Raw genomic sequence first — 22588 nt, 5'->3', positions numbered from 1 at the left:
GCCATTAGGATTTGTTACTGCAACTCAAAAATATAATTTCTACCCTGATAGTCGCAGACATAGCGAGTATCAGTTAGCGCGCCGCAATCCTGCACTGATAAACCTTGAGGAACACGGGATGACTCGCTCACGCCCATATTCGCCTTATCTTTTTTCAGAAAGCCATACATGATTTCAAAGCGCTGGGGAAAATCCAAACCCTTGCTGTGTAAATCCTGATAAAGATACGCAAATTTTCCGTAAGTCATTGTGACACCGCAAAGACCAATGTCGCACATTTTTGCAACGTAGCGCGCATAAGCATGGCCGAGATATTGACTCAAGGCGCCGCCTTGATACCGCGGCAAATCCATTTTGTTGTGGATTGATAAGGCATTAGTTGCCAAGCGATGATTGGCTTTGTTGCCAATCAGTTTGAATACCTGCCCTCCACAGTGAATCTGTCCGGCAAGCAGGTCACAACCCAGGATATTTTTTGGCTCACTGACGGGTTTACGCAACGGTCTGGAATCTGGTTCATTTACAACAGTTTCCGGCAGGTTAACCTGTGGCCTATTAATTATTTCTGGCGGGGCAACGGTTGTTATCGGGAGTTGGACTTGGCGCACTGGTAATTTAATCCCGTTGCGCTCTGCTGGCCGTTTTAGCAAAGACGCCTGCACTGCTTCATTATTTTTCTTGAATTGATTAAAGGGCGGTAAGCCTTTGGTTTGCGCCTTGGCTTGCAACTGGCAGTAGATTTGTTCGTAAAAGGTTTCAGCGAGGGCAAAGCAGAATTGGTCGGCCTTTGCGCCAGCGGTCAGTACACATAGAATGTAAATACTGAACCGGGCGTAGCGCATAGCAATGACCTTTATTGACTAGTGGGTAATCAACCAACACTGATGGATTTTAGGATTGCGCTTAAAATCTTCATCAATTGTTTGCGCACTAATATCCTTGATGGTGTATGCACTCAATGCATCAGCATCCAATTTAAAACTGCGCAGGTTATTGGAGAAAATCAGTGTGCCACCTTCCGCTAACGAGCGCATCGCATTGTTAATCATGCCGACATGATCGCGCTGCACATCCAATACATCTTCCATACGTTTGGAATTAGAGAAGCTTGGAGGATCAAGCAAAATCAGATCAAATTGTTGGTCGTTATCTTCCAGCCATTTTAAACAATCGGCTTGCTCCAAACGGTTGCGCGACTCACTCAAACCATTTAACGCATAATTTTTACGCGCCCAGTTTAGATAAGTATTGGACATATCCACGCTCACCGTATAACGCGCACCGGCCATAGCCGCGTGCACACTCGCGGTTGCGGTGTAACAGAACAAATTTAAAAAGCGTTTATCTTTGGCCAGATCCGCAATCATCAAACGCACCGGGCGATGATCGAGAAACAAACCCGTATCCAAATACTGCCACATATTAATATGCAGCTTCGCTTGCCCTTCCTGCACACTGAATACATCACCGGTTGGACGCTCGCTGATTTTTTCGTACTGGCTGGTACCCTTATTGCGACGGCGCTGTTTGTAGCTGATATTGGAAGCGAGTAAATCCAGCGCAAACGGCACCGCCATTTCGATTTCCGCAAAACGCTGCGCAGCGCGATCTTCATCGACTGATTTGGGTGCTGCGTATTCCTGCACATGGGCGTAAAGTTGCGGAGCACGATTGGGCTGGGTTTGGCCGCGATAAATATCAATTGCCGCGGAATATTCCGGCATATCAGCGTCGTATAAACGATAGCAACTGATGTCGTTTTTCTTTGCCCACTTCTCTAACTGCTTGAGATTTTTTTGCAGGCGATTCACTAACATCTGTGCACCATTGGAAAGTGCATCAGCCTGTTCTTTTTTGTTTTCAACTTTAACCCGCGCTTCAGCTTCTTTGCGTTCTTCATCGTCTTTACTAAAGCGCGCATCTTGTTCGACACGGCTTTGTACAAATGCATCGCTGCTGATGCTGAACATCAACAATTCGCTCGCGATAGTGCCGTTAAAAAATTTGTATTTTTTATCCGCACGCAAACCCATTTGTTTACCGAGTTCAGGATTGCCGGTAAATACACCCGCACGCCAACCCTGGAATTCATTGCGCAAACGCTCTCCCAAATGGGCATACAATAATTTCAGCGATTCAATTTCACCCAAACGTTCGCCGTAAGGTGGGTTGCTGATGACGATGCCAAAATCCATCGCTTTGTGCGTCGGTTTTACGAAATCTTTTAATTCTTTACGACTCACACGCAACCAGTGATCCAACTCGGCGCTGACAATATTGTCTTCCGCTGCGCGAATCACGTTGACATCAGCATCGTAACCGCGAATTTCTGGCAGGTTTTCGCGCGCAAGACCTGCTTTTTTGCGCGCAAACGCTTCTTCGCGTAACTCCAGCCAGATATCGTTGCGATGGTTGAGCCAGCGTTCGAAACCAAAACTGCCGCGCAACAAACCCGGAGCAATATCCGCAGCGATCAAGGCGGCTTCAATCAGGATAGTTCCCGAGCCACACATAGGGTCTAGCAGTGCACCACCTTGCGCAGCTATCTCCGGCCAGCCAGCACGAATCAAAATGCCCGCGGCGAGGTTTTCTTTCATCGGCGCACTGCCCTGCTTCACGCGGTAGCCGCGGCGATGTAGGCTGTCACCCGAGAGATCGATACTGACAATCACTTTGCTTTTGGATAAGCGCACATTCACCCGCAAATCCGGGTCGCGCTTGGCGACCGAGGGGCGTTCGCCGCTGAAATCGCGCAGGCAATCCACAATCGCATCTTTGACTTTTACGGCGCCAAACTGGGTGTTGCGGATAGTGTCGTTGGTGCCGATAAAATCCACCAACAGCGTGCCATTGGGGCTTAAATGCTCCTCCCAACGCAACTCGCGTACACCGTCATAAAGTTCTTCCTGGCTATCGGCTTCAAAGCTTGCCAGCGGCAGCAGTATTTTATTAGCCAGACGCGACCACAGGCAGGCACGATAGGCCATCCCTATATCGCCCGAGAAATAAATACCGGCAACCGTCTCGCGCAGATCTTCTGCACCAAGGGTTTGCAGTTCGGTATAGAGCAAGCCTTCCAAGCCTTTGGGGCAAGTGGCGAAATATTGATGTGTCATTAAGCTTTCCAACAAGGGATTTTCCAAAAAAAGGTTTCCTGATGAACTTTTCTGAACAGAACCTGACTAACGAAAGGTGTGTGTCATCAAGTTGTCAAATACATTTGCTAGGCCGATATGCCATATAGAACGGCCTATGTATAAAAATTTAATCGTTCACGAGGCCAGTTAAATCTGGTGTACTCACCCAACCTGTCAACGCTAAGGAGAATGTAAAAACCAGTCAGACATGCTAGTGAAAGACCGCAAGACCGCTTCCGTCGATAAGTAACACCCTATCGATAAACCACAATATAGAGGTGCAATAACTGATGAAACGTCAAAAACGTGACCAAACAGAACGCGCATTTGTTAAAGGGTATCAAGCAGGTATTGATGGGCGTTCCAAAAGCCTTTGTCCCCATGAGACCGGCCAAGCACGCCAGCAATGGCTCAACGGCTGGCGCGAATCGCGCATCGATCAGTGGGACGGCTATAGTCGTTTGGCACAGGTTCAAAAAGTGAACAACATCCAACCCATGGCCATGAGTGGCTAGCTTTCAACGCAAGACCAACAGAATTTTCCCAGCTAAATCATTTTTGATTCTATAAGCCCGCTCTTGCGGGCTTCGCTGTTTTAGCGCCTTAAAAAAACGGAATTACAGCCCTTTGTGATAACTGGCTATTCCAGCTGCAGCCCGGCCAATCAGGCTTGGCCCCTCATAAATAAAACCGCTATAGATTTGTACCAAGCTGGCACCAGCGCGGATTTTATCGGCAGCACTCGCGCCATCAAAAATCCCGCCCACACCTATAATCGGCAATTTTCCACCCAGACATGAACTGAGCGTTTTGATCACATAGGTGCTCTTGTCGCGCACGGGTAAACCGCTCAACCCGCCGGTTTCACTGCCATTCTCATATTCTTCTACACCTACACGGGTGATGGTGGTGTTCGTGGCAATCACGCCGTCCATACCTTCCTGCAGGAGAACGCCGGCGACCTGGTGGATTTCACTCTCATCCATATCCGGTGCAATTTTTACCGCGATAGGTACATAGCGGCCAGTTACCTGTTGCAGCACAGCCTGCTCCTTTTTCAGCGGTGCCAGCAGCTGCGAAAGCGAATCGCCAAACTGCAAGTTACGCAAGCCTGGGGTATTGGGCGATGAAATATTCACAGTGATGTAATCCGCGTGTTCATACACCTTACGGAAACACATCAGGTAATCATCCACCGCATTTTCCACAGGGGTAGTGGCGTTCTTGCCGATATTGATGCCCAACACACCTTTATAGCGGCGGTTTTTAACCTGCTCGACCAAATGGTCTACGCCTTTGTTATTAAACCCCATGCGGTTGATGATCGCCTGGGCTTCCGGGATACGGAACAGACGTGGCTGCGGATTGCCAGGTTGCGGACGCGGGGTAATAGTGCCTATCTCCACAAAACCAAAACCCATGGCGCCCAGCGCATTGAAGTAATCGCCGTTTTTATCCAAACCTGCGGCCATACCTACCGGGTTATCAAAGGTCAGACCCATCACGTTTACCGGTGCGCTGGGCACACTGGAGGTAAATAATCCCAGCAAATGTAAACGCTCGGCAGCGCCCAGAAGATCGAGACTAAGTTCGTGGGAAGTTTCGGCATCAAGGCGGAATAAAAGATCGCGGATAATGTGGTACATGGCAGGCTCTTTAGCGGTCTGGATGGGTGACGATAAATAAGGCGGCAAGGATACTGGATTAACGGGTACAACGCACCCCGAACCTTGCCCTTTTTCTTGCGCTAATGACTACACCAAAGGCTAAGCCAATCGATGAACAGATTGGAAGCGATTGTCCTCATCAAAATCGATCTGAAAGGTACCGTGGATACCGTTGTGCAATACATATGGCCGCAGGATTCCCGCAGGGAAACGGATACTACGGCCATCAATACTGTGCGCGAAAACGGTTTTAACGCTGCCCTCATACAAACGTTGAAACTCTTCCGTGGAAATAGACAAATTAACGATAATACTTTTCAAAAAAATAAATCTCTTGTTAAAAAAGCGATAGGGTTATTCCGGCAAAGGGCAGTTATCCAACGCCTCACAATGCTGACTCGCCTGCGCAAGGTCTAGCAAATCGCGCAGGGCAACCGACACCATCGCAAAGTCAGTGCCATTTACCGCCTGCAATTCATTCACCATGGTTTTCCAACGTGCGATGAGTAATTGATGCTGATTACTCCAGCGTTGGATCAACTCATCCAGCGACAAACGCACATCCACAAAACGGATGAGCGATACACTCAAGCTGCGCAATTGCGATTCCAAGTCTCCCAGATAAGTCTCTCGCGCCATGGCTTGCCAGATGTTATCAACCGGTAAATTGGAAATTTGGTTTGAAAACCAGGGCAAACTTAAATAGTTACCCAGTGCAAAATAAATTTTGGCAAGTTGGTTAATATCCTGGTTGGCGATACGCGCTGCCTCCACCACACTTAAGCCTGAATATAAATCTGCGGGTCGCGCCACGCAACTGACCAGATTATCGGACAGCCCAAAAGCGCGAAGTTTCTGTACAGACTCCTGCCATTCGGCCAACGCATCACCCACCAATAGTTGCGGCAAATGTGCATTGATGGTTTGCATGCCTGTAGCAAACAACTCCACTTCACTTGCAGGATGCAAATAGCTGCGGCGATTGCGTAAAAACCAGCGCGCGGCACGGCGGATTTTACGCATCATCATATTGATCAACTGTAATTGCCGCTCCGCAGGTACCGCAGTGCCGGCGGCATCGAGTGCAGTTAAAAATTCCGGCATCGCATAAATATCGCGCGCAATCACGTAAGCTTTCGCCACATCACCAGCGCTTGCACCTGTCGACTCCATCAACCGCTGTGCAAAACTGATCCCCATGGTATTGACCATATCGTTGGCAATTTGGGTGGCGACAATTTCGCGGCGCAGGCGATGGTTGCGCAGCGCTAAAGGAAATAGCTGCGCAATTTTATGTGGAAATGCAGTTTCAATAAATTTTGCCAGATAGTCATCATCGACAATGTTTGCGGTGGTTAAATCGTCTTTTAACACGGCTTTGGCATAGGAAATTAATATGGCCAACTCCGGACGTGTGAGCGATTTTCCGTGTGTTTGACGCTCTAACAACTGCTCATCTGAGGGCAAAAATTCCAATTTGCGATCCAGCCGCCCTTCGCTTTGCAAGGCATTCATAAAGCGGCGATATTCAGCACTGCGCTGCAAGGCATCTGATTGCGCCACACTAATTGCCTGGGTTTGCCGCGTATTATTGTGCAGCACTAACTGTGCAACATTGTCGGTCATATCCACCAACAATTGGTTGCGCTGCTTTTGGGTGAGGTCGCCATTAGCGACAATTTCGTTTAATAAAATTTTGATGTTCACTTCGTGGTCAGAACAATCAACACCACCGGCATTGTCGATAAAATCGGTATTGCACGCGCCGCCATTCAAACAATACTCAATGCGTCCGCGCTGGGTCATACCCAAATTACCACCTTCGCCAAATACTTTGCAGCGCAACTCTTCGCCATTGACGCGCAGGCTGTCGTTGGCTTTATCACCCACATCTGCATGGGTTTCAGTGCTGGCTTTTACATAGGTGCCAATACCACCGTTCCAAATTAAATCCACCGGCGCCTTAAGCAGTGCATTGATCAGCTCCGTTGGCGTTAAGCTGGCTGCATCCAACGCAAAGCGTGTGCGCATTTGCGCCGAAATCGCAATGGATTTTGCGTTGCGATTAAATACGCCGCCGCCCTCGCTGATCAGCGTTTTATCGTAATCATCCCAGGTTGTTTTGGGTGTAGTAAACAATCGCTGCCGCTCGACAAAACTGCGTGCCGGATCGGGATTGGGGTCAATAAAAATATGTTGGTGATTAAATGCAGCGACCATCATCGTCGCTTGCGATAACAACATGCCATTGCCAAATACATCACCTGCCATATCGCCAATACCCAACACGGTTACAGGTTCGGTTTGCACATCAATATTTTTTTCGCGGAAGTGGCGCTGCACTGAAATCCACGCGCCACGCGCGGTAATGCCCATACCTTTATGGTCATAGCCCTGGCTGCCGCCCGAGGCAAATGCATCGCCGAGCCAGTGATTGTATTCAGCCGAAATGGTATTGGCGATATCGGAAAAACTCGCAGTGCCTTTGTCGGCAGCCACTACCAGATACGCATCATCTTCATCGTAGCGCACGACGTTTTTAGGCGCACAAATACTGCCATCAACCAAATTATCAGTTAAATCCAGCAGACCACGAATAAGCCACTGGTAGCAGGCAATACCCTCTTGTAATTGCTGATCACGATTAGCATTGGGTGGCATTTTTTTACAGACAAAGCCACCCTTGGCACCACTGGGAACAATCACTGCATTTTTTACCTGCTGGGCTTTTACCAAGCCAAGCACTTCCGTGCGGTAATCTTGTAAACGGTCAGACCAGCGCAGGCCGCCGCGCGCAACTTTACTGGTGCGCAAATGCAGACCTTCCATCCGCGGTGAATAAACAAAAATTTCAAATAGCGGGCGCGGCGCGGGAATATCCTGCAAACTACGTGGAGAAAATTTGAGGGAAAGATAAGGCTTGCGATTGCCCTGCGCATCCACTTGATAAAAATTCGTGCGCAAGGTGTTATCAATCAAGGCGAGGAAGCGGCGAATAATACGGTCATCATTGAGGTTTTGCACTGCATCCAGGCGCGCAAGAATATCGGTGCGCAGCGTAGCAATTCGCTCCGGCGTTTTCTCGTCTACCAAATCCGGATCAAACTTCAGGGTAAACAACTCGACCAGCTTATGTGTGATAGCCGCCTGATTTACCAACGCTACCGCCATATAGTTTGCGCTAAACGGGAACAAGGTCTGGTGCATGTAGCCGGAATAGGCGCGCAACATGACTACTTCGCGCCAAGCTAAGCCGGCCGTAGTAATCAGTGCGTTAAACGCATCGCTATCGGCTTGGCCGTGCCATATAGCGGCGAAGGCACTCATAAAATTTTCTTTGAGTGCAGGCAAATCAATGCTGCTGGAAAATTGATGGGAAAGCTTAAAATCGTGCAGCCAAAACAATGTACCCGAGGAGGTATTGATACCGTAAGTGCTTTCGCTTACAACACGAAAACCGAGATTTTCCAATACCGGAATCACATCGGACAAGGCCAGCGTAGTATCGCGATGGAAAATTTTGAATTGCACGAATGCACCCTGCTCACCCACAAGCGAATGGTACATACTGAGGGCAATTTTCTGTGCATCAACCTGCCCATTATCCGCAGGATTTCCAGCAGACAATTCGGCAATAGAGTGGATATCCTGCACTGCCGTAGGTGCATCGTATTGCTCTTGATAGGCAGCCGAAAATGCATCGCGATACTCGCGCAGTAGCTGGGCACTCACTTCCTCCCCATGCGCCTCCATCAACGCCGTATGTAAATAATCCTCCCATGACCGGGTGATATTCACTATCCCGGCCTGCAGAGTCGCCACGTCCACCTGCACTGGCATAGCGGAATCCAATTTAAATACCAGATAGACGCGCGCGAGGATGGACTCAGAAAAATACGTAGTAAATTGGCTCTCATGCGAACCTATAGCGTTGCCGATCAATTCCTGTATCGCCAGACGCACTTTGGTAGAAAAATAATCGCGTGGGACATAAATAATAAAATTAATAAATTTTCCAAACGGATCGCGCCGCATAAACAATCGCACCATAGAGCGCTCGTTGATTTGCGCTACCCCCACAAGTGTTTCGTAGAGTTCAGTGCTGCTGCTTAAAAATAATTCATTGCGCGGAAAGGTTTCCAATAACTGGCGGAAATTTTTCCCATCGTGGCTCGCCTCGTCCAATCCGGTAAGTTCAAATACTTTCGCAACTTTAGTGGCGATCAGCGGGATCTCGGTCGGACTCATCAAATAAACGGCCGAGGTGTAAAGCCCAAGAAAACGCACCTCCCCTATTACCTCGCCCTGTGCATTAAAACGTTTAACCACTACATAATCGGAATAGGCATTGCGATGCACGCGCGCACGCGCGGAGGATTTGGAAAAAGTAATGACCTGAGGCACCAAATGAAAACGTGCCATGCCTTCGTTAAATAAATCTACTGCGAGGGAGGCCTTGTCAGTGCTTTTACGCAAAGTGAATATACCCAAGCGTGAGGCAGGAATTTCACAGAGAGTCTTCTGGCCAGCAACATCTTTAAATTCATACTCGGCATAACCGAGAAAAGTAAATTTATCCTCCGTCAGCCAATGCACGAAGGCTTTAGTTTGCTGGATATTGGCCGCAGCCGGGGCATCTTTAGCAAAATTGAGGTTTTGCTCTGTCGCAAGTGCAGCAGCACGCATAGGCTGGTAATCATCAACAACGCACTCAACTTCCGCCAGAATATCGTGCAAACTCTGGCAAATTTCTGCCAGCTCGTGCTGATCAGTATGGACGCTGACTTCCATTACAATCATGGCTTCTTTAATTTTATTACCGCTGAGCTCTTGTATTACCTCACCGTTATCGCCGTCAATTAATTCCACTAGCTTATGATTAGCGTCCCGCACCAAACTAAGCACCGTGCTTTTGATGGTGTAGATCGCTATGTTGCGTCGGTTTAATTCGATGCGGATTGAATCCACCAGAAACGGCATGTCTTTTTGCAATACCACCAGCGCCGTGTGTGGGCACACCCAGCCATCCTCAGCGAGACCGGGATTAAACAGGCGCACCTTGGGTTGCTGCCCGTCGTACTGCTGGATAAATTGCCACCACTGGTAGAGGCTGCCGAATACATCGCTCAAGCGGCGTCCAACCAGCTCCTCCAATGGGTAATGGTTAAAAAATTTTTTCGCCAGCTGCTGCAACGGTTCCAGCTCAGAGCCCGTCAATTTGGACGCGCTGTAATTATTAAATTCATCTAAAAATTCAGTGAGCCTGTGCTGGCTGACTAATGGGCTGTTCACAGTTTGAACTCCTGCCAAAAATGGAACTGATGTTCCTTAAGCCTAGTCGAAAAATTCCTGCAAACAGTTGAAATTACAGGGAACCGTCACCACCTTGCGCAGTCTATCGAGCACTTTTGTCGCGCTGCCAATGTCTTTTGCAGTTCGTCAGCCTTGAATCAACCCATAATTGCTACCCCATCAGCGAAAAGGTATTCATTTCCATGCAGGCTTTTCAACAAATCCAATCATTGAACACATGGCTGAACGACCAAATTATCGGCCAGGAACATTTGACCCAGCGCTTATTGATCGCCCTGCTCGCGGATGGCCATTTACTAGTAGAAGGCGCCCCCGGTCTCGCCAAAACCAAGGCGATTAAAACCTTATCCCAGGCAATAGAAGGCAACTTTCATCGTATTCAGTTCACTCCGGACTTGCTGCCCTCCGACGTAACCGGCACCGATATCTATCGCCCGGAACAAAATCGCTTTGAATTCCAACCAGGGCCGATTTTCCACAATCTGGTATTGGCCGACGAAATCAACCGCGCGCCCGCCAAGGTGCAATCGGCATTATTGGAAGCCATGGCCGAGCGCCAGGTGAGTGTGGGCAGCAAAACCTATCCCCTGCCCGGCCTGTTTATGGTGATGGCTACCCAAAACCCGATTGAGCAAGAAGGTACCTACCCGCTGCCCGAAGCCCAGCTCGATCGCTTTTTGCTGCATGTGGTGGTGGATTACCCGAGCATCGAAGCCGAGCGCCGCATTTTGCAACTCGCGCGCAATGAAGCTGCCTCAGTCGCCGCTGTACAACCGGAAATGATTACCCAGGCCACTATCGATGCTGCACGCAATCAAATCCTGGCGATTTACATGGCCGAAAGTGTGGAGGACTACATAGTCCACCTGATCAATGCCACCCGCCGCCCCGCGCAATATTCTGAAGAGCTAGCTGGATTGATCGAGTACGGCGCCAGCCCGCGCGCGACTATCGCATTGGATCGCTGCGCCCGCGCCCACGCCTGGTTAAATGGCCGCGATTTTGTCAGCCCCGATGATGTGCAAGCAGTCGCTCACGATGTATTGCGTCATCGCCTGATTTTAAGTTTTGAAGCAGAAGCTACTGGCACTACACCCAATCACGCGATTGATAAATTGCTGGCCGCCGTGCCACTGAGCTAAGTGGAACGCAATGCTATGAGCAATTTGCAGCAAGACTTGAATCCGCGCGGTGCTTACACCGAACTCGCCGCCCTTTTGCGCTGCCGTTTTTCCGCGCAGGATTTAAAACTCTTTGCCCACCAACCAGCGCGCAGTTTGTTGTCTGGCGGTGAACGCACACGCTTTCGCGGACGCGGAATGGATTTTGAAGAGGTGAGGCTTTACCAACCGGGCGATGACATCCGCTCTATTGATTGGCGAGTGACCGCACGCACTCAAGTCGCGCACACCAAAATTTTTCGCGAAGAGCGCGAGCGTCCGGTATTTATGTTGGTTGACCAGCGTTCGCCGTTATTTTTTGGTAGCACGCGCTGTTTTAAATCTGTACTGGCCGCCCACATAGCGGCGCTGCTCGGTTGGGCTGCGCTCGCCAATGGCGATCGTTTAGGTGCATTGGTATTTGGCGATTACAACCAGCGCGATGTGCGTCCACGCCGTAGCAAACATGCCGTGTTGGAATTATTGTATCAGCTGCAAGATTACAATCACCGTTTAACATCGCCAATTACTCCCGCTCCAACACAATTGCCGTCAGGCGAAATGCAAAAGCCCAACTCGTTGAATGAAATGCTGGCGGATGCACGCCGCATTGCCAAACCCGGCTGCGCGCTATTTATCATTAGCGACTTCCATGACTTGGATAACAATGCCGAACAACAATTATTTGAATTGGCGCGGCACACCGATGTAACCCTGATTCATGTTTATGATCAACTCGAACGCCAACTGATTAGCAATTCACCATTGACCATTAGCAATGGCCGCGAGCGTTTGCAGTTAGCCGCTAACGAAAAGGCATTTCAGCAAGCCTATCAACATCAGTTTGATCAGCAGTTAACCCTGCTCACGAATATTTGCAAACGCTTGCGCATCCCACTGCTGAGTTACGCTACGCAAGACGATATTCAGGACGGCTTGCGCAAAGCGTTTGGGCGAAAGAAATAGTCATCACTTTTAACATTAACTACAACTTATTGAAGAATAAAAGCAGACTATGCAACCAACCTCTTCTCCCCTGGATCAATTAGCCGATATCCATTTACCCGATGGTGTGAGCTGGTGGCCACTAGCGCCTGGCTGGTGGATATTGTTCGCTTTACTGGTCATGGCCATTATCGGATTTTTTATCTGGCGTCAGCGTAAACAGCAAAATCATTATCGTATTATTGCCCAGCATCAACTCGCCGGTATGTATGCAGATTATCAACAAACACAAAATGCAGGAGCTTATCTGCAAGCACTGAGCCTGCTACTGCGTCGCACAGCACTTACCGCTTATCCACATAGTTTTAATGCCAGCATTAAAGGCAGCGACTGGTTGCAATGGTTGGATGAAGTTTGCCCGACACTGAACGAAAAATTTTCCAGCGATCTCGGGCAAAGTTTATTAAGCAGCGCCTACCAAAAAAATCCGCAATTAGATGTGAGTGGATTACACCAAATCAGTTCGCAGTGGATCAATATGCACCGCAACTATCGCCAAAGAATTCCAGCCTCGAAAAGGGTAAAAACAACAGCGGAGGCCAGCAATGTTTGAAATGCAATGGCCATGGTTATTGTGGCTCGCACCGCTGCCGTTATTAATGGGTTTTATTACACCCAAAAAACGTATTGAAGCTGCGCTGCGTGTACCGTTTTACCAACACGCTAGTCAACTAGAACATCAAAATCGTTTGGGAGTGGGCAAACGTCCGGCAAAATTATTATCGCTCTGGCTGATGTGGCTATTCTGCTTATTGGCCGCCACTAACCCGCAATGGGTGGGCGAGCCTACCAGCATGCCATCGAGTGGCCGAGATTTATTAATGGCGGTCGATATTTCCGGCAGTATGGAGCAGACCGATATGGTCGCCAATGGCCGCAAGATCACGCGGTTGATGGCGGTTAAAAAAGTGATTGGCGATTTTGTTACGCGCCGCACTACTGATCGATTAGGTTTAATTTTGTTTGGTGCGCAAGCCTATCTGCAAGCACCACTCACTTATGATCGCAATACCGTCAATCAATTATTGCAAGAAGCACAAATTGGTTTTGCCGGGCGCGAAACCGCAATTGGCGATGCTATCGGCCTCGCCGTGAAACGCTTGCGCGATAGGCCCGATGCAAGCCGCGTGTTAGTGGTACTTACCGATGGTGCCAATACCGCCGGTGTACTCGCACCCGATAAAGCAACAGAACTCGCACAGAAAGCCGGCATTAAAATTTACACCATCGCCTTTGGTGCAGAATCGATGGAAGTACCGGGCATTTTTGGCTCGCGCACCGTCAATCCTTCAGCCGATCTGGATGAAGGAACCATGATGGCTATTGCTGAAAAAACCGGTGGAAAATATTTCCGCGCACGCGACCTGGAGGAACTGGATAGCATCCATCGCGAATTGGATCGACTGGAGCCGATTGAAATGGAAACAGAAACCTTTCGCCCGGTGCAGACATTATTTTATTGGCCATTGGCGTTTGCATTTTTTCTCAGTTTGATTTTTGCCTTGAGCCATATCTGGCAAGGCCGTGCAACACCTTTAGCAAAAAATACAGTGGAGGCGAAATAATGTCTGCTGTGGATTTACTCATCAGCCAATTTCATTTTCTGCGCCCCTGGTGGCTGGTGGCACTCGCCCCTGTGCTCGTTGTCGCACTCTTGCTGTGGTATCAAAAACACAACGCTCGCTCATGGCAGCAAATGGTTGCACCGGAATTATTGCAGTATTTACTCGACGGCCAGACTACTCGTATCAGACCCTGGCAACTTATCGCACTATTACTGGCATGGATTATTAGCTGCATTGCGCTCGCTGGCCCCAGCTGGGAAAAACGTCCGGTTGCCGTTGAACAAAATCAGCAAGCATTAGTGCTGTTACTCGATCTGTCCCCTTCCATGATGAGTGAAGATGTAAAGCCATCACGTTTGGTGCGCGCGCGGTTAAAAATTGCCGATTTACTGCGCTTGCGAAAAGATGGTCAGACAGCATTATTGGTTTACGCGGGTGATGTGCATGTGGTCACACCGCTGACCGACGACACCGAAACGATTAACAATATTATTCCTGCGCTGCACCCTAACATCATGCCCGCACAAGGTAGCAATACCGAGGAAGCAGTTTCGCGCGCAATCCAATTATTAAAAAACGCAGCCATCACCCAGGGTGATTTACTGCTGATTACCGATGGTATCGATAAAGATGCGCAATACAACATCAGTGAGATTATGACTCGCGAAAGCCAATACCGCTTGTCTATTCTCGGCGTCGGTGGAACTGCGCCTACCCCCATACCCAGTAGCAAAGGCGGGTTTGTGCGCGACAACAAACGCAACATAGTCACCACCCAACTCAACGCGGGTGAATTGCAAAATCTCGCCAACCAAAGCCGTGGCCGCTATCGCACCCTGGCCAGCACCAGCAGTGACATAGATTATTTAATGGATTTACCCACACCGAAAAAAGAAGAAACGCAACGGGTCGAGCGCGATTTTGATAGCTGGTACGACCGCGGCCACTGGTTGGTGTTGTTACTATTGCCCATTATTCTCTACTGCTTCCGCCGTGGGGTTTTACTCTGCTTATTCATCGTTCCTCTCACCGCTTTAACACCCAATAAAAGTTATGCGTTTGGTTGGGATGATTTGTGGAAAAACAAAAACCAGCAAGCCTACGAAAAATTGCAGCAAGAACAAGCCGCTGAAGCAGCGCAACAATTTGACCACCCAGACTGGAAAGCAAGCGCCCAGTATCGTGCGGGGGATTATGAAGAAGCCGCAAAAAACTTTGCCCAGTCCGACGATGCTGATGCTCATTACAACCGTGGCAATGCGCTAGCTAAAGCCAGCAAATTACCCGACGCAATCAAGGCCTATGATCAGGCCCTCAAGCTCAACCCTGAACTTGAGGACGCAAAGATAAATCGCAAGTTGGTAGAAGAATTGCTCAAACAGCAGCAACAAAACCAGGATCAGCAAGACAAAGACGAGCAGGATCAAAAAGACCAAGATCAACAGAAACAAGACCAAGGTAATAGTGATCAGCAGAAGGACGAGCAACAACAAGATCAGCAACAGCAAGACAAAAACGATCAACAAAAACAACAGGACCAGAACAACCAGCAAGATCAGAATCAACAACAGAATCAATCAGACCAGCAGTCACAACAGGATCAGCAATCCTCTGCTGGCCAGAACGAGCAGCAAAAACAATCTGAACAGGAAAAGTCAGACCAGGAACAATCCCAACAAGAAAAAACGGACGAAGAAAAAGCCGCTGAAGCTGCACAGCGCGAACAGGAAGAGCAGCAAGCCGCTGAAGAAAAAATGCAGCAGATGCAAGCTGGAGAACCAAAGGATGATGGTTTGACAGATGAAGAACGCCAAGCAATGGAACAGTGGTTGCGCCGCATACCGGATGATCCGGGTGGCTTATTGCGCAATAAATTTAATTACGAACACTATAAACGCAATCAGGAAATACTGAATGGCGATTGGGAACCGGCAGAAAATGGAGCCGAAGATCGCTGGTAGTGGATACACTTTTTGTACTCACAATATCCAGATTAGACAGTAGAGCACTTTACGAAACATTTTACGGAACCATTAACGGTAGAACGCAATGAAAAAAGCTTCATTTAATTTCCAAAAATACCTCAGCCGCTGCGCAGGTTTTTTGTTAATGATTACCGGGCTCAACGTCTATGCGGGTAACTTGACCGCTAGCGTTGACCGGGATGTGCTGGGACTGGAGGAAACATTTACCCTCGTCCTGCGCTATGACGAGCAAATTAATACCACGCCGGATTACGAATTGCTGCGCAAAGACTTTGATATTTTAAATACCCAAAGCGGCACCCAGATGAGCATTATCAATGGCAATATGGAAGCTTCTACCGAGTGGAAAATTGCACTGGCGCCTAAACGTATTGGTAAATTACTGATTCCGTCGTTTACCATTGATGGTGCAATTAGTGATGCAATTGAAATAACGATTGAGGGCAAAAGTAAATCGCCCAAAAACACCGACAACAATGTCACTGTAGAAGTTGAAACCAGCAAAGATACCAGCTACGTACAAGAGCAAATTATTGTCACACTGCGCCTCTATACCACTGTGGGTCTGAGTGGTGTAGACCTGCAACCACTGCAAGTTAAAGATGCATTAGTGGTCAATATCGATGAAAAACAATACCAAACCAAAATTAATGGCCGCCCGGGTGCCGTGGTAGAAACACGCTATGCGGTATTTCCACAACAAAGTGGCGAATTAATTATTCCCAGCATGCTCTACCAGGTTTCAGTTAATTCAGGCCAGCGCGATCTGTGGGACCGCTTTTATGGCAACAGCCAAAACAATATTTTGCGTTTGCGCACCGATGAACAGCGCATCAATGTGCTGCCTGCCCCCGCATCAGTCAACGCAGGCGATTGGCTGCCCGCACTCAATGTCAGCATGAGCGAACATTGGAGCACCAGCCTCGACTCCTTAAAAATAGGTGAACCTATTACCCGCAGCATCACCATTAAAGCGGATGGGCTAACCGCAGGGCAAATTAACCCCCTGCAATTAGCTCCCATTGATGGACTCACTTTTTATAATGACCAGGCGCAAACCGACGACCAAAAATCGGCCAATGGTGTTGAAGGTTCACGTATTGAAACCATTGCGATAGTGCCCACCAAAGCGGGGCATTTCACCTTGCCGGAAATAAAACTCAATTGGTGGGACACAAAAACGAACAGCATCCGCACCGCCACCCTGCCCGCTGTTTCCCTTACTGTTGGACTTGGTGATATGACCCAACTGGCAGCACCGACGAATGAAGTTGAAGAACCCACTAGCGTGGATATCAATACCGACTTAAGCACGATTGAACCGCAGCAAACAGTTATTCAGGAAAAAGTGCCACTCTGGCTATACATCACTAATGCACTTGCATTATTAGTTGCCGCAGTTTTTGCACTGCGTTTTTGGCAAACCAAGCGTGAACTCTCAGCCATTTACGCAACAGAGCGCGATGAACTTAACGAATTAAATCAAAAAGAAACTGAAGCCTGGAATAATTTCAAGCGTACCCTGGCCGATAAAAAATTAACGGGGCTGCGCAAAGCCTTGATTAACTGGGCGCAGGTGTATTGGAAAAATGCATCCATTACCAGTCTGCAAGCAATCGCCGCACAGACACAAGATTCAGCGCTCGCAGATGAACTGCGCAAATTGGACGAAGCGATATTTAGTGCTCACAACAGCGCACCTGACACTGAAGTACTATTGCAACTCCTGGTCAATCTACGCAAAACCAAACATAAAAAAACGGCCGACAACAATAAGTTGCAGCCGCTCTACAGAGTTTAATAAAGACCAGATGACCGCAACTGAACTAAACAGCAGTTGCGGATTTCAGTTTCTGCCTGCTTCGGTTTTAATTGCGATAATACTGTAAACGATCAATCTGGCGATCAAACTGATCGAGCACATGCTCAATGCAGCGGGTCGCCAATTTAAAATAATCGCCTGCCTGGATACTCGGATGATCAACAATTAATTGGGTTTCAATGCAGCGCAAGAGCTGCTGGATTTCCACACGAGATTTATCCGGCCAGGAAGAGTCCACGCTCGATGCAATTTTATTGCGCAAGTGATTGAGTTGGATACGCAATACGCTTGAACACTCACCTTTCGCTGCTACCCCCGTACCTAATGCGCGCACCTGCCCGATATATTCGGCAATCGATAACAGATAGCGCCAATCAGTATCCATGGCATCGCCCGTTATTTTTGAAAGATGGTGGACATCAGCCACATCGTCAATCAGGTACAACAGGTTGGCGATCAGAATATTGTGCTGCTTGAAATTTTTATCGGCATCTCCCTGCAAATAGGTTATTCCCAAGCGGGTCCAGTGGTCTACCAGGCTCGACCACTTAACATTACTGCGTATCCAATCACCAGCTTCATCAAGCTCGCCCATGATCCGCTTAATTTTTATAGCAATTTTTTCTATATCTGGTTTTGCACCAAGATTGCCATTAATAAAACCAGTCGTTAAACCGCGATGCTGTTGCACATAGGTTAATAAAGTACGCAACAGTTTTATATATTCAATACCTTGGGTAAACAACAGGTTCGCTTGACGTTTTTTACGGCTCAATGAAACCATTAGAAACATCAAAAAACCCACTGGAAAAGCCAATAAAATAATCATTAGCGAAACAGGAGTTTCCATAGTGCTACTCCGATTGATGAGTCAATCTATGCAAGTGGTCGGCAATTTCAGCAGCTTGACCGGCGCGATAACTATTTTGATTCGCCAAATCCGCCACTGTTTCTATATGTTTTGAAATTTCACGCGCTGCGACACTCTGTTGACCTGCAGCAACGGCAATTTCATCGATCAATCCAAAAACATCATCGGTTGTTGTTAATATTGACTTTAAAGATTCATCTGCACTGAATACACCTTGCAATGACTTATCTGTTTTTTCTACTACGTTTTTCATACTTACTAACACCTGCTGCATGCTCTCCTGCACACGCGCAATATTGGTTGCAATCTCACTGGCCGAACCTTGGCTGCGTACTGCCAGCGCACGCACCTCATCTGCCACCACCGCAAATCCACGCCCATGCTCACCTGCACGAGCAGCCTCAATCGCGGCGTTGAGTGCAAGCAAATTGGTTTGTCCTGCAATATCGCTGATAATTTGTGACATGGCCGTAACATTGTGCATCAACGTTCCCAACTGGCTAACACGCACTTCCGTTTCACGCGCAAGATTAGCTACTGCACTGACCTCACTACTAGCCCCCGCCAAAGCACCTCCACCGCTTTTACTATAGTCACAGGCTTTGGTTGCTGCATCGCGTGCTGCCACAATACGACTACTGATGTCATCAATGCTGTGACTTATTTCCGTGATTGCCGCAGCGCTGGATGCCGTTGCACTGGATTGATAAGCCGCACTTTTTGAAACCTCTTTTGCATTCGCCGCCAGTTCAAATGATGAGTGGCCCATTTCCTTTACCGCATCTTTATATTCTGCATTGCGCCTCTGCCGCGATTTGAATACCTCGATAAAAGTATCGTGCAAACTATTGAGCGGCCCAGCGACTAAACGATTCCAATCGACCAGCTCATCCTTATCGACAGCCGATAAATACTGTTTAATTCCCTCTATATCCTTAGTCACACCACCGACTACACCTAGAATCAAAATCACCACTAACAGCAGAGGCACCAGTAACCAAAAGCTGCTGCTATCCAGAAAAATAGCGCAAGCCACGAGGAGCAAATTACAAAAAATAGCTACCAATAATACCCAGGACTTTACCGAGGCAACCGCCTGCCCCAAAAAACGCACCATCACGCAACCTCCAGCCTCACCTTACAAAACGGCATCAGACAAAAACGAGCACTCAATCAGTGCAAGGAAATTTCCCAGCCTTATCAATGCAACAAAAAGATGCACATCCCATTGCGGTTTTTTACTTATGGGTAATATCCGACGTATATCTATCAACATTCATGCCAGACACAGGCAAAAAAAACGGGCATCACTTGCGCGATGCCCGTTCTTTGTTTTAATTATAAGATTTCACTTACACCAAACTTTTGCTCACCACTTCAAACACATCTTTGGAAAGACCTGGTGTAGCCATAATTCTTTCCAATTCGGTTTTCATCAAGCGCTGCCGATCAGGACTGTATTTTTTCCATTTAGTGAGAGGTGTTAACAAGCGTGAAGCAATTTGCGGGTTTTGTGTATTCAGCACAATGATTTGGTCGGCCAGAAACTGATACCCGGCACCTGCATCGGCATGAAAATTAATCGCATTGCCATTGCAAAAACTGGCAACCAGTGCGCGAATTTTATTGGGATTTTTTCCATCATAAGCGGCATGGGTTTGCAGTGTTTTTACTTTAGCCAGGGTATTGGGCAACACGCAGGTTGCTTGTACGCTGATCCACTGATTGACCACCAGCGATTCGTGCTGCCAGCGCTGATAAAAATCAGCGAGCGCCACTTCTGCCAGCTGCTGTGCTAAAGGAGCCTCTGCGTTCACCAACTGGGTCAAGGCGGCTATCACGTCGGTCATATTATTGGCAGCGCGGTATTGCTGCTCGCAGGCGCGAACCACTGTCTCGTCAACCAACACCATTAAATAGCCCAATGCGACATTTTTCAAACTTCGTGCGGCAATAGCATCGGCAGTTGCTGCATAGGGCTGTGCGTGATCATACGCCCGGTAAATACGGGCAAAATCATCGCGCAATTCGCGCGCAATCATTTTACGGATTGCAGTGCGGCTGTAATGAATTGCCTCTACATCGACAAGATCGGCCAATTCACTGAGATAGGCTTCAGATGGCAAGCTGAGCATATAAGCTACCATCGCTTTATCGAGGCTATCGTCTTGCAGCACACTGCGGTAAGCGGCAACCAAATCTACATCGAGCTGCAATGCAGCAAAGTCCTCACCGCGCTGATACGCCTCCATCGCACGATGAATAGCTTGCAAGCCCAATTGCTGGCTCGCCTCCCAGCGATTAAAACCATCGCTATCGCGGCTCATGAGCACAATCAAATCATCTCGACTGTAGTCGTAATGCAACTTCACCGGCGCAGAAAAACCACGCAATAAACTGGGCACCGGTTTTTCTTGTACGCGTTGGAATACGAAAGTTTGCTCTGCCGCTGTTAACTCCAACACTTTATGAGTGTTATCGCCAGTTTCAAAATCAGGTTCTGCATCCTTTAAATACAGCGGTAAATCCCCTGCACTACCTAACAAGCCTATTGCAACAGGAATATGGAAAGGGAGTTTTTGCTGGCACTCAGGTGTTGGTGGGCAGGATTGTTTAATAGTGAGTGAATACTCCTGTGCATCTTCATCGTAATGATCACTAACCTGTAAACGCGGTGTGCCTGCTTGAGAATACCAACGTTTAAATTGGGTGAGGTCCCGTCCCGATGCATCGGAAAGTGCTGCGACAAAATCTTCAGTCGTCACCGCTTGTCCATCGTGACGTTCAAAATATAAATCAGTGCCTTTGCGGAAATTTTCTTTGCCGAGCAAAGTCGCCAACATACGAATTATTTCTGCACCTTTTTCGTAGATCGTCATGGTGTAGAAATTGGAAATTTCAATATAGGATTCCGGACGAATCGGATGCGCCATAGGGCCGGCATCTTCCGCAAACTGCAAGGTGCGTAACAGGGTTACATCTTCAACGCGCTTTACGGTGCGCGAGCCCATATCGGCCGAAAATTCCGAATCGCGATAAACCGTAAAACCTTCTTTTAAACTCAACTGGAACCAATCGCGACAGGTGACACGATTGCCGCTCCAATTGTGGAAATACTCGTGTGCCACTACGCCTTCAACACGTTGAAAACCACCGTCGGTAGTCGTTTCCGGTTTTGCCAGCACACAGGAGGTATTAAAAATATTGAGGCCTTTATTTTCCATGGCTCCCATATTGAAATCATCGACCGCCACAATCATAAAAATATTGAGATCGTATTCGCGACCATAGACTTCTTCATCCCAACGCAGGGAATTTTTGAGCGAGGTCATAGCGTGGTCGCATTTATCCAAATCCTTTGGCTCAACAAAAATTTTCAACGTGACTTCGCGCTTGGAACAGGTCGTAAATTTATCTTCAATGTGCGCAAGATCGCCTGCAACCAACGCGAACAAATAAGCCGGTTTTTTAAACGGATCATGCCAGGTTGCATAGTGGCGATTATTCTCTGCATCACCCTGGTCAATTAAATTACCGTTGGACAAAAGTACTGGGTATTTTTTATCGGCCACAACGGTGGTTGTGAATTCGCTCATCACATCCGGGCGATCCAGATAATAGGTAATCTTGCGGAAACCTTCAGCTTCACACTGGGTGCAATACATAGTGCGCGAGCGATACAAACCCTCCAGCGATGTATTCGATTCAGGCTTGATTTTGGTAATACTAAGCAGCTTGAATTCAGCCGGCGTATTGAAAATGGTTAGACTTTCTTCGCCAAATTCGTAATCACTGCCTGTAAGAACTTTTCCATCCAGAGCGATAGAAATCAATTCCAGATCAGCGCCATGCAAGGTCAATTGTGTTGCAGGTGTAGATGCGGCAGGGTTGCGATACAAATGCAGCATCGCACTCACAATAGTTTCACCCTCATAGATTTCAAAACGCAAATCCGTGGTTTTGATGAGGTAGCCGGGAACCTGGTAATCTTTTAGGTAAATGGTTTTTGGTTGCTGTTCTTTGGCAGGCAGTGATTGTTCAACGGCAGTCATGGCGAAATCCT

15 protein-coding genes are annotated in these 22588 nt (G+C 48.1%); 7 read left to right on the top strand and 8 right to left on the bottom strand.

Annotated features, from left to right (window positions below; genetic code table 11):
- Positions 1-14 precede the first annotated feature (14 nt).
- On the bottom strand, positions 15-842 hold the full coding sequence (locus tag J2X05_RS05300; protein WP_310069703.1) for a hypothetical protein: 828 nt from the start codon (positions 840-842) through the stop codon (positions 15-17).
- Positions 843-860: 18 nt separating this feature from the next.
- The gene (gene rlmKL, locus J2X05_RS05295; protein ID WP_310069701.1) at positions 861-3116 is read right to left on the bottom strand and encodes a bifunctional 23S rRNA (guanine(2069)-N(7))-methyltransferase RlmK/23S rRNA (guanine(2445)-N(2))-methyltransferase RlmL; all 2256 of its coding nucleotides are present in this window, start codon (positions 3114-3116) and stop codon (positions 861-863) included.
- Positions 3117-3427: 311 nt separating this feature from the next.
- Between rlmKL and rmf the strand changes: the two genes are divergently transcribed.
- Positions 3428-3652 carry a BatR family protein gene (gene rmf / locus J2X05_RS05290; RefSeq protein ID WP_007641871.1) on the top strand — a complete coding sequence of 75 codons (225 nt, stop codon included), beginning with the start codon at positions 3428-3430 and terminating at the stop codon, positions 3650-3652.
- 102 nt (positions 3653-3754) lie between these two features.
- Here rmf and J2X05_RS05285 read toward each other — a convergent pair whose 3' ends face one another.
- The 3 genes from J2X05_RS05285 to J2X05_RS05275 form a co-directional block, all read right to left on the bottom strand.
- Positions 3755-4783 (bottom strand): quinone-dependent dihydroorotate dehydrogenase, encoded by a 1029-nt coding sequence (locus J2X05_RS05285; RefSeq protein WP_310069694.1) that lies wholly within the window; start codon positions 4781-4783, stop codon positions 3755-3757.
- A 120-nt stretch (positions 4784-4903) separates the two neighbouring features.
- On the bottom strand, positions 4904-5125 hold the full coding sequence (locus J2X05_RS05280; protein WP_310069690.1) for a DUF2835 domain-containing protein: 222 nt from the start codon (positions 5123-5125) through the stop codon (positions 4904-4906).
- 33 nt (positions 5126-5158) lie between these two features.
- On the bottom strand, positions 5159-10096 hold the full coding sequence (locus J2X05_RS05275; RefSeq protein WP_310069688.1) for an NAD-glutamate dehydrogenase: 4938 nt from the start codon (positions 10094-10096) through the stop codon (positions 5159-5161).
- A 203-nt stretch (positions 10097-10299) separates the two neighbouring features.
- On the opposite strand from J2X05_RS05275, the gene J2X05_RS05270 reads away from it, so the two are divergent.
- The 6 genes from J2X05_RS05270 to J2X05_RS05245 all read left to right on the top strand — a co-directional run bounded on the left by J2X05_RS05270 (position 10300) and on the right by J2X05_RS05245 (position 17633).
- Positions 10300-11259, top strand: a complete 960-nt coding sequence (locus J2X05_RS05270) for an AAA family ATPase (RefSeq protein WP_310069684.1) — start codon at positions 10300-10302, stop codon at positions 11257-11259.
- A 15-nt stretch (positions 11260-11274) separates the two neighbouring features.
- Positions 11275-12243, top strand: coding sequence for a DUF58 domain-containing protein (locus J2X05_RS05265; RefSeq protein WP_310069681.1), 969 nt, complete (start codon positions 11275-11277; stop codon positions 12241-12243).
- Positions 12244-12292: 49 nt separating this feature from the next.
- Positions 12293-12835: a DUF4381 domain-containing protein gene (locus tag J2X05_RS05260; RefSeq protein WP_310069679.1), complete on the top strand. Its 543-nt coding sequence runs from the start codon at positions 12293-12295 to the stop codon at positions 12833-12835.
- Complete coding sequence (locus J2X05_RS05255) at positions 12828-13847, top strand: vWA domain-containing protein (RefSeq protein ID WP_310069677.1); 1020 nt, start codon at positions 12828-12830, stop codon at positions 13845-13847. Before J2X05_RS05260 ends, J2X05_RS05255 begins: the two co-directional genes overlap by 8 nt.
- The gene (locus J2X05_RS05250; protein ID WP_310069673.1) at positions 13847-15808 is read left to right on the top strand and encodes a vWA domain-containing protein; all 1962 of its coding nucleotides are present in this window, start codon (positions 13847-13849) and stop codon (positions 15806-15808) included. Before J2X05_RS05255 ends, J2X05_RS05250 begins: the two co-directional genes overlap by 1 nt.
- An 88-nt stretch (positions 15809-15896) precedes the next feature.
- The gene (locus tag J2X05_RS05245) at positions 15897-17633 is read left to right on the top strand and encodes a BatD family protein (RefSeq protein ID WP_310069672.1); all 1737 of its coding nucleotides are present in this window, start codon (positions 15897-15899) and stop codon (positions 17631-17633) included.
- 67 nt (positions 17634-17700) lie between these two features.
- Here J2X05_RS05245 and J2X05_RS05240 read toward each other — a convergent pair whose 3' ends face one another.
- The 3 genes from J2X05_RS05240 to pepN form a co-directional block, all read right to left on the bottom strand.
- Positions 17701-18504 (bottom strand): nitrate- and nitrite sensing domain-containing protein, encoded by an 804-nt coding sequence (locus J2X05_RS05240; protein WP_310069670.1) that lies wholly within the window; start codon positions 18502-18504, stop codon positions 17701-17703.
- A 4-nt stretch (positions 18505-18508) separates the two neighbouring features.
- Positions 18509-19642, bottom strand: a complete 1134-nt coding sequence (locus J2X05_RS05235; RefSeq protein ID WP_310069667.1) for a methyl-accepting chemotaxis protein — start codon at positions 19640-19642, stop codon at positions 18509-18511.
- A gap of 235 nt (positions 19643-19877) precedes the next feature.
- Positions 19878-22577 carry an aminopeptidase N gene (gene pepN, locus J2X05_RS05230; RefSeq protein ID WP_310069664.1) on the bottom strand — a complete coding sequence of 900 codons (2700 nt, stop codon included), beginning with the start codon at positions 22575-22577 and terminating at the stop codon, positions 19878-19880.
- Positions 22578-22588: the final 11 nt, after the last annotated feature.

Origin of the sequence: Cellvibrio fibrivorans (genome assembly GCF_031457055.1) — a bacterium.
Lineage (GTDB): Bacteria > Pseudomonadota > Gammaproteobacteria > Pseudomonadales > Cellvibrionaceae > Cellvibrio > Cellvibrio fibrivorans.
The sequence above is the reverse complement of the archived record's forward strand: the minus strand, read 5'-3'. Positions and strand labels throughout refer to the sequence as shown.

Coding starts and splice junctions, on each gene's coding strand:
- J2X05_RS05285 (WP_310069694.1), bottom strand. CDS start 4,783: ATGTACCACATTATCCGCGATCTTTTATTCCGCCTTGATGCCGAAACT.
- rmf (WP_007641871.1), top strand. CDS start 3,428: ATGAAACGTCAAAAACGTGACCAAACAGAACGCGCATTTGTTAAAGGG.
- J2X05_RS05265 (WP_310069681.1), top strand. CDS start 11,275: ATGAGCAATTTGCAGCAAGACTTGAATCCGCGCGGTGCTTACACCGAA.
- rlmKL (WP_310069701.1), bottom strand. CDS start 3,116: ATGACACATCAATATTTCGCCACTTGCCCCAAAGGCTTGGAAGGCTTG.
- J2X05_RS05250 (WP_310069673.1), top strand. CDS start 13,847: ATGTCTGCTGTGGATTTACTCATCAGCCAATTTCATTTTCTGCGCCCC.
- J2X05_RS05270 (WP_310069684.1), top strand. CDS start 10,300: ATGCAGGCTTTTCAACAAATCCAATCATTGAACACATGGCTGAACGAC.
- J2X05_RS05255 (WP_310069677.1), top strand. CDS start 12,828: ATGTTTGAAATGCAATGGCCATGGTTATTGTGGCTCGCACCGCTGCCG.
- J2X05_RS05260 (WP_310069679.1), top strand. CDS start 12,293: ATGCAACCAACCTCTTCTCCCCTGGATCAATTAGCCGATATCCATTTA.
- pepN (WP_310069664.1), bottom strand. CDS start 22,577: ATGACTGCCGTTGAACAATCACTGCCTGCCAAAGAACAGCAACCAAAA.
- J2X05_RS05240 (WP_310069670.1), bottom strand. CDS start 18,504: ATGGAAACTCCTGTTTCGCTAATGATTATTTTATTGGCTTTTCCAGTG.
- J2X05_RS05245 (WP_310069672.1), top strand. CDS start 15,897: ATGAAAAAAGCTTCATTTAATTTCCAAAAATACCTCAGCCGCTGCGCA.
- J2X05_RS05300 (WP_310069703.1), bottom strand. CDS start 842: ATGCGCTACGCCCGGTTCAGTATTTACATTCTATGTGTACTGACCGCT.
- J2X05_RS05235 (WP_310069667.1), bottom strand. CDS start 19,642: ATGGTGCGTTTTTTGGGGCAGGCGGTTGCCTCGGTAAAGTCCTGGGTA.